Below are 8268 nucleotides of genomic sequence, written 5' to 3' on the forward strand. Positions count from 1 at the left end.
TAGAGAGAAATCTATGCACAAGCATCCGCAAGTTTGTCAATGTATAGATTTCTCTCCCGTTACTCGTTCGAAATGACAAAAACTATACAACATCCCGCCTATGATACCAGTTGGACAAAGCGTCCTTACTTTAGCTGATTTTGCTGACATCCTGTTTAACAATAAGGCAGTTACTTTAGCCCCATCCGCTTTAGCGAAAATTGAGACTAACTTTCAGTTCCTGCAAAACTTCTCATCCAATAAATTAATATACGGCATTAATACCGGTTTTGGGCCAATGGCGCAATACAAAATAAGCGAGGAGAACCTGCTACAGCTACAATATAATTTGATACGCAGTCATAGCTCGGGTAACGGCGCGCTGCTATCGCCGGTATTGGTAAAGGCGCTGATGGTAGCCCGCTTAAATAGTTTGATGCAGGGCTACTCGGGTGTGCATACCGATATTGTTGAACTGCTTACCCAATTAATAAATAAAGACGTTTACCCCTGCATTTTTGAACACGGCGGTGTAGGTGCCAGCGGCGATCTGGTACAGTTGGCCCATTTAGGTTTGGTGCTGATTGGCGAGGGCGAAGTGATATACGATGGCAACATCCGCCAAACTACCGAAGTATTTAGCGAGCTGGGTATAAAGCCCCTTACCATACACGTACGCGAGGGGCTGGCTACCATAAACGGCACATCGGCCATGACGGGTATTGGCATGGTAAACATTATACAGGCGCAAAAGCTGTTGGGCTGGTCGGCCATGCTATCCGCCATGACCAACGAGATCGTGGAGGCTTATGACGATCATTTTTCGCGCGAGCTGAACGTAGTTAAACATCATAAAGGGCAAAATAAAGTAGCCGCTATGCTGCGCGATATTTTGCAGGGCAGCAAAATGATACGCAGTCGTACGGATCACTTGTATCACCCGGCTAATATTGATCAGGAAGTTTTTGAGGACAAGGTGCAGGAGTACTATTCACTCCGTTGCGTTACCCAGGTACTTGGTCCGGTATATGACACTATTGTACATGCCGAAACAGTATTGGTGGATGAATTAAATTCGGTTAATGACAACCCGGTAATTGACCATGTTAACCAAAACGTGTTTCACGGCGGCAACTTCCACGGCGATTATGTATCGCTGGAAATGGACAAACTGAAAATAGCTATTACCAAGCTATCTATGCTATCCGAGCGCCAGTTGAATTATTTACTGAATGATAAACTGAACCTTAAATTTCCGCCATTTGTAAACTTAGGTGTGTTGGGATTAAATTTTGGGATGCAGGGCGTGCAGTTTACCGCTACCTCAACCGTAGCCGAGAATCAAACGCTGTCGTTCCCGATGTATGTACACAGCATCCCCAACAATAACGACAACCAGGACATTGTAAGCATGGGTTGCAACGCCGCTTTGATGACGCGCAAGGTAATTGATAATTCGTTCGCGGTACTTGCTATACAATTAATGAGTATTTTGCAGGGGATAGATCATTTAAACTGTCAGGATAAAATGGCACCGCATACATTGGCCCTATATAACGAGGTTAGAAAAATATTCCCGAAATTTATTGAGGATACCCATAAATACAAGGACGTGGAGAACGTGAAAAACTTTTTGGAAACCACCGATCCGACTATAACATTTAAAAGCAAATAACATGAAATGCGCGTTAGTAACCGGCGGATCAAGAGGGATAGGCAGAGCAATTTGCGTTAAACTGGCTGACATGGGCTACTATGTGCTGATAAATTATAAAAGCAATACCGCAGAAGCGAATACTACCCTACAGCAAATAGATGGCAATGGCGAGCTATTGCAGTTTGATGTGGCCGATAAAACCCAGATCAATAAAGTTTTGAGTAACTGGCTAACCACCAACCCTGAAAAAACCATTGAAGTATTAGTAAACAACGCCGGCATCCGCGAGGACAGCCTGATGGCCTGGCTAAAAGATGAGCAATGGGACAACGTAATAAAAACCAGTTTAGACAGTTTTTTTTATGTAACGCGTTTGGTTTTAGAGGGTATGATGATGAACCGTTATGGGCGCATCATTAATGTGGTGTCGCTATCCGGCTTAAAGGGGCAGGCGGGACAGGTGAATTACTCGGCGGCAAAAGCCGGGGTAATAGGCGCTACCAAGGCACTGGCACAGGAAGTTGGTCGCAGCGGTATCACCGTAAACGCCGTAGCCCCGGGTTTTATTAAAACCGATATGACCGAAGGCCTGGACGAAAAAGAGTTAAAAAAACAAATACCGGTAAACCGTTTCGGCTTACCCGAAGAGGTAGCACACGCGGTAGGTTTCCTGGCTTCTAAAGAAGCGGGCTATATTACTGCGGAGGTGTTGTCGATAAATGGGGGGTTGTATTCGTAAATTTGACTCACCCCGACATCGTTTCACTCGTCGACCCTCTCTTCGCCTTTGGCGTAAAGAGGGTATAGAAAAGCAAAATCCCTCTCTAGCATAGAGAGGGTGGTCGAGCGAAGCAAAGACCGGGTGAGTTAATAATAAAGCGATTAGTTAACTGATTATATATGTTCTCAGAAGATATTTTATCCTTGATACCGCAAAAGCCGCCATTTGTAATGGTTGACGAATTGCTGTTCTGTGATGATGCCCATACTAAAACAGGCTTTACTGTTACTGTAGATAATGTATTGGTAATTAACGGCGCGTTTACCGAGGCCGGTTTAATGGAAAACATGGCGCAAACTGCCGCCGCGGGTGAGGGTAGCCTGGCACGTATTGAGGACCGCCCCATTACCGTTGGCTACATTGGCGCGGTAAAAAACCTGGAAGTATTTGAGTTGCCCAAAGTTGGCGACGAACTGATAACCGAAACAAAGATAGAAACCCGGCTGTTAGATATAGCCGTAGTTACGGGCAAGGTATGGCGCAACGATCAATTGATTGCGCAATGCGAAATGAAAGTATTTACCAATAAATAAAAATGTCCGGAGTTTTTGTTGCTGCTGATAATATTACCTCGCCTATTGGCCCAACTACCGGGACAAACTTCGCGCAGCTAAAAAAAGGAATATCCGGCGTAAAACTGCATACCGATACCGCATTGGGCAACGAGCCCTTTTACGCGGCCTTGTTTAATAAAGATCAGTTTACCCCGAATAACCAATACACCAAATTTGAGCAATTATTAATAGCCTCTATTACCGATGCTTTGGCTAACTGCGAAGTTGACGCAACAGATAAAAAAACAGCATTAATTATATCAACCACCAAAGGCAATATCAGCCTGCTGGAAACGGGGGAGAATAACGAAGCGCTGAAAAAACGCATCGCTTTACCAACCTCGGCTAAATTGGTGGCGGCACATTTTGGGTTTGTTAATAGGCCTGTCATTATATCCAATGCCTGCATATCAGGTATTATGGCTATTTTAACAGGGATGCGATTAATACAATCGGGACAATATGAAAACGTAGTGGTTGCCGGGGCCGACGAGATAACCAAATTTGTATTATCGGGCTTTCAATCGTTCCAGGCCATAAGCAACGAGCCTTGCAAACCTTTTGATGCAGATAGAACCGGAATAACATTAGGCGAGGGCGCGGCAACGGTTATTTTATCATCTAACCCCAAATATGCTGATGGTGTTAAGGTGCTGGCCGGCGCGGTAAGTAACGATGCCAACCATATTTCGGCACCATCGCGCACCGGTGAAGAACTGGGTTTTGCCATCACCAAAACCTTAAAACAGGCCTACGTTAATGCGCATGACGTTGATTTTATATCGGCCCACGGAACAGCCACCAGTTATAACGACGAAATGGAAGCCAAAGCTATAGCCTTTGCAGGTTTACAAAATATACCCACCAATAGCTTAAAAGGCTTTTACGGGCATACTTTAGGAGCTGCCGGTTTAATAGAGTCTATCATTTCCATGCAGTCCTTAAAAGAAAATGTAGTTTTGCCAACTTTAGGGTTTAATAGCATGGGCGTTAGTGCGCCGTTAAATATTTGTACAACCTTACTGCAGGGCAATTATACAACCTTCATGAAAACCGCATCGGGTTTTGGGGGGTGTAATGCAGCAGTTTTGTTTAGTAAAACATAATTGATAATACAATGTCATTTCGAACGAGGAACGAGGAGAAATCTTTTACAATAACATCCGCCTGCCGGGCGTATAAGATCTCTCACTGCGTTTCGAGATGACAAACGTTTTTTTAGAGATCATTGAGTAATACAAAAAACCATATAACCAGCAGCTGCATCATCAGCAATAATACCGTTTACAAAAACGGGGTTGTCGTCTTTGAAAATAAGTCGGCAGATGTGGCGGCGTTCCTGTTATCAGTATACCAGCATTTTCAGCTTAACTATCCACGGTTCTATAAAATGGACAACCTGAGCAAGCTGTGCTGGCTCGCCTCCGAAATACTATTAAAGGATAGCTTTAACAAAAATGCTTATCAACCGGAAGATGTAGGGTTAATTTTAGCTAACGCGAATGCCAGTTTGGACAGTGACCAAAAGTATCTGAAAAGTGTGGACGATATCCCAAGTCCGGCGTTGTTTGTATATACCCTGCCCAACATCATGACGGGCGAAATATGTATCCGTAATAATTTTAAAGGTGAGGACGCGTTTTTTGTAGCAAATAAATTTGACGCTGATTTTACCGCGAGCTATGTGGGCCAACTGCTGGATAATGATATATTGCAAGCATGTATTTGCGGCTGGGTTGACGTACTTGACACGGATTATAAAGCCGCGTTATATTTGGTTGAAAAACAAGCGGCACCAAACGCTTTAAGTTTTAATGCAGACAATATGAATAAGCTTTTTACAAGCGATAAAAAAAATAAACCAATTACCCCTCCGGAAGTTTTTATTGCCGGGTTGGGAGCCATTACCGCTATTGGTAATAATGTTGCCGAATGTTTGGCATCCTTTAAAAAGGAACAAGCAGGCATGGGTGCTATTACGCACATGCAAACCATACACCGGGGCGAAATACCGGTTGCCGAAGTGAAATTAACCAACGAAGAACTTGCGGAGATGACCGGACTTTCTGTTGATGTGAGCCGCACCACCATGTTAAGTTTAGTAGCCGCCCGCGAGGCTTTAAATGATGCTGCCATACCCAACCTAACTAACTTACGCATCGGGTTTGTATCGGCAAATTCGGTAGGTGGCATGGATAAAAGCGAAGCCTTTTTTGTGGAGTTTTTAAAAGATAACAGCAAAGGCAAATTAAAGAACGTTTTTGACCACGAATGTGGCAGTGTTACCGAAGTGGTGGCTGATAAATTGGGCATAACAGATTATATGACCACCATCAGCACGGCCTGCTCCTCATCAGCCAACGCGGTATTTTATGGGGCAAGGTTGATTAAAAATGATATACTGGACGTGGTGATTGCGGGCGGTACAGATGCCTTAACCAAGTTTACCCTTAATGGCTTTAATACCCTTATGATATTGGATAAACAGTTTTGCAAACCCTTTGATGAACACCGAGAGGGCCTTAACCTGGGCGAAGGCGCAGGCTATGTGGTGCTGGTGTCTGACAAAGTAGCTAAAACCTTAACTAAGCCGGCCTATTGCAAACTAAGCGGTTATAATAACAGCAATGATGCCTACCATCAAACAGCCTCATCGCCTGATGGAACGGGCTCATACCTGGCCATGAAAGGCGCGCTCACAAAAGCGGGATTAGCCACAACTGATATTAGCTACATTAACCTGCATGGCACCGGCACGCCTAATAACGATAGCGCCGAGGGTACAGCCATTTTGCGTTTGTTTGAAAAGGATTTCCCGCCCATGAGCTCTACCAAATCGTTCACCGGGCATACCCTGGGGGCAAGTGGTGCTATCGAGGCGGTATTTTCGGCATTGGCAATTGCTAAAGGTATCATTTATCCCAACCTGCGATTTGAAACACCTATGGCCGAATTGCCTTTTAAACCCGAAACCCATTTTTTAACCGGGCAAAAAGTAAAACACGTCATGTCTAACTCGTTTGGGTTTGGCGGTAATTGTACATCATTAATATTTTCGGAGATATAAAATGAAGACCTATATACGTTCTGCATCCAGTATATCGCCGCAAAACACCTTTGGGGAAAATGGCATTTTAACGGATATAGTCGAATCGGTAGGCACCCGCTTAAAAGCTATCGAGCCCGATTATAAACAATACATCGACCCCAAATTGATACGCCGCATGAGCCATGTTATTAAAATGGGTGTATCGGCAGCTAAAGATTGTTTAAACCGTGCCGGGGTTGAAATGCCGGGTGCTATTATAACAGGCACCGCATTTGGTTGTATGGAAGATACCGTAGCTTTTTTAACGCGGATAATAGAACTGAACGAGGAGATGCTGCCGCCAACTGCTTTTATACAATCAACCCATAACACGGTGGCCGCGCAAATTGCGCTGATGCTGCAATGCCACGAGTATAATAATACGTTTGTGCATAAAGGGGTATCGTTTGAAAACGCTTTGCTGGACGCCGTGATGCTGTTAAATGAAGGCGAGGCTGATAATATTTTAGTGGGCGGCACCGAGGAAATGATAGACGTAAGCTTTACCGTTTTAACGCGTCTGGGCCTTTACAAACGTCATCCCCTATCAAACCTTGATCTATATAAAGAAGAAAGCAAAGGTACCATAGGCGGCGAGGGCGCATCATTTTTTCTGTTGACCGATAAACCATCCACAGCAAACATGGCCGAGTTGGTTGCTTTGAAAACGTTGTACAAGCCCGATGGCATTGAACAAAATATCACCACGTTTTTAGCCGACAATGATTTAACCATTGCTGATATCGACCTAATCATAACCGGACGAAACGGCGATATAAAGAATGATAAAATATATAATGAGTTAAGCCAATCCCTTTTTGCTGATAAGCTTACCGCAAACTATAAACATCTTTGCGGCGAATACCCGACGTCGTCCTCGTTCGCGTTATGGCTGGCGGCTAATTGTATTAAAAATGGCAAAGTGCCAACAATTGTGGCCGATAGCGATATGGCACCTAAAAAAGTATTAATTTACAATCAATATCAAGGAAACTATCATTCATTAATGCTATTGTCCGCATGTTAACGCACCCTGTTTTTAAAATTTTATCCATTAACAGCACCGAGGGCTTAATTAGTGCCGCCTTAGAAATAGATATTGATAACGAAATATTTAACGGCCACTTTCCAGATCAACCGGTAGTGCCGGGCGCCTGTATGGTACAGTTAGTAAAAGATGTGCTGGAGAAAAAACTGGCCACTACCCTGCAATTAAAAATAGCCAATAACCTGAAATTCCTTGTTCTTATAGATCCGCGTATTACCACTAACCTATACCTGCAATTAAACTATACCACCGAAGATGACCTGATAAAAGTTAACGGCGACCTTACAGCCGAAGATGTGGTTTACTTTAAGTTTCAGGGTGTATTTATGCAGAAATAACGTTGGTTGTATATCAGCTTAATTGCTCATCTGCAAAATGCGCCATGGCGGTTTTAATAAACCCGGCAAAATCCGCATCGTGCTTTTCGCCTGCCAAAATAAAGCGCTCATCAGTTAGGTATAAATTACCTAATCCTTTATACGCTTCAGCCTGCTTATCGGCAGCACCATCCGTTCCCCATAACTTGCGGGTGTTGGTATAATGTTGCGCTATTAATTCCTGTACCTGTGCGGCCGTTGGCTCCATATCCTTTAATTGGTAAAGCAATGCGCCAAGTTCCTTTTGTTTGGCAACCAATGCCTTTAATTCCTCTTTATTAAGTTTTTTAAGATAGTTTTCTGCCCGCTCAACCACCTCGGTACCATAGGCCTCAATGGCCTCTTTGCGATAAGCTGCCGCCTGCTGCGGCGAAAGCCCATCGTATAGTTCATCTGCGTTTAACATGGTTTTATTTTTTAGGTTTTGTAATGTGTTATCAATGGTTTTTAATAATGTATTTATCCTTGCTTTTTTTAAGCCGAGGGCCTTTTTATGACCCTGCAGCGCTTTGATGATATCAAAGCCCGGCTCATCTAAAATTCGTCCAATATCTTTTAATGGAAAATCAAGCTCTTTATAAAATAGGATCTGTTGTAGTCGCAACAGTTCGGCTTCACTATACATCCGGTAGCCTGCCCGGGTACGCAAAGCGGGCCGCAATAGCTTAAGCTTGTCATATAAGTGCAGGGTACGCACGCTAATGCCGGCCATTTTTGCCAATTGCTTAACGGTATAATTTTGATCCATGATACAAAGGTAGGCTATGACGCAGGGTAAGAGTCA

The 8268-nt window shown here is 43.8% G+C and carries 8 protein-coding genes; 7 read left to right on the plus strand and 1 reads right to left on the minus strand.

The features are described from left to right. The first annotated feature begins 100 nt into the window (after positions 1 to 100). From flxA to ABI367_RS06520, 7 genes are all read left to right on the plus strand, one after another. A complete protein-coding gene (gene flxA, locus ABI367_RS06490) occupies positions 101 to 1654 on the plus strand; it encodes a flexirubin biosynthesis tyrosine ammonia-lyase FlxA (protein ID WP_462231191.1) in 1554 nt (517 codons plus the stop codon). A 1-nt stretch (position 1655) separates the two neighbouring features. Beyond that, positions 1656 to 2375 carry a flexirubin biosynthesis SDR family reductase FlxB gene (gene flxB / locus ABI367_RS06495; RefSeq protein ID WP_462231193.1) on the plus strand — a complete coding sequence of 240 codons (720 nt, stop codon included), beginning with the start codon at positions 1656 to 1658 and terminating at the stop codon, positions 2373 to 2375. 161 nt (positions 2376 to 2536) lie between these two features. Next, complete coding sequence (locus ABI367_RS06500; RefSeq protein ID WP_462231195.1) at positions 2537 to 2950, plus strand: 3-hydroxyacyl-ACP dehydratase; 414 nt, start codon at positions 2537 to 2539, stop codon at positions 2948 to 2950. A 2-nt stretch (positions 2951 to 2952) separates the two neighbouring features. Continuing rightward, positions 2953 to 4077, plus strand: coding sequence for a beta-ketoacyl-[acyl-carrier-protein] synthase family protein (locus tag ABI367_RS06505; RefSeq protein WP_462231197.1), 1125 nt, complete (start codon positions 2953 to 2955; stop codon positions 4075 to 4077). Positions 4078 to 4199: 122 nt separating this feature from the next. After that, entirely contained in the window at positions 4200 to 6038 is a 1839-nt protein-coding gene (locus ABI367_RS06510; protein ID WP_462231199.1) for a beta-ketoacyl-[acyl-carrier-protein] synthase family protein, read from the plus strand. A gap of 1 nt (position 6039) precedes the next feature. Further along, positions 6040 to 7086, plus strand: a complete 1047-nt coding sequence (locus ABI367_RS06515; protein WP_462231201.1) for a beta-ketoacyl synthase chain length factor — start codon at positions 6040 to 6042, stop codon at positions 7084 to 7086. Then, complete coding sequence (locus tag ABI367_RS06520; RefSeq protein ID WP_462231203.1) at positions 7080 to 7445, plus strand: hypothetical protein; 366 nt, start codon at positions 7080 to 7082, stop codon at positions 7443 to 7445. Before ABI367_RS06515 ends, ABI367_RS06520 begins: the two co-directional genes overlap by 7 nt. A gap of 13 nt (positions 7446 to 7458) precedes the next feature. Here the strand turns inward: ABI367_RS06520 and ABI367_RS06525 are convergent, their stop codons facing one another. After that, positions 7459 to 8232, minus strand: a complete 774-nt coding sequence (locus ABI367_RS06525; RefSeq protein WP_462231205.1) for a MerR family transcriptional regulator — start codon at positions 8230 to 8232, stop codon at positions 7459 to 7461. Between the last annotated feature and the right edge of the window lie 36 nt (positions 8233 to 8268).

Source organism: Mucilaginibacter sp. (assembly GCF_039935595.1).
GTDB lineage: Bacteria > Bacteroidota > Bacteroidia > Sphingobacteriales > Sphingobacteriaceae > Mucilaginibacter.

Coding starts and splice junctions, on each gene's coding strand:
- ABI367_RS06500 (WP_462231195.1), top strand. CDS start 2,537: ATGTTCTCAGAAGATATTTTATCCTTGATACCGCAAAAGCCGCCATTT.
- ABI367_RS06505 (WP_462231197.1), top strand. CDS start 2,953: ATGTCCGGAGTTTTTGTTGCTGCTGATAATATTACCTCGCCTATTGGC.
- flxA (WP_462231191.1), top strand. CDS start 101: ATGATACCAGTTGGACAAAGCGTCCTTACTTTAGCTGATTTTGCTGAC.
- flxB (WP_462231193.1), top strand. CDS start 1,656: ATGAAATGCGCGTTAGTAACCGGCGGATCAAGAGGGATAGGCAGAGCA.
- ABI367_RS06525 (WP_462231205.1), bottom strand. CDS start 8,232: ATGGATCAAAATTATACCGTTAAGCAATTGGCAAAAATGGCCGGCATT.
- ABI367_RS06520 (WP_462231203.1), top strand. CDS start 7,080: ATGTTAACGCACCCTGTTTTTAAAATTTTATCCATTAACAGCACCGAG.
- ABI367_RS06515 (WP_462231201.1), top strand. CDS start 6,040: ATGAAGACCTATATACGTTCTGCATCCAGTATATCGCCGCAAAACACC.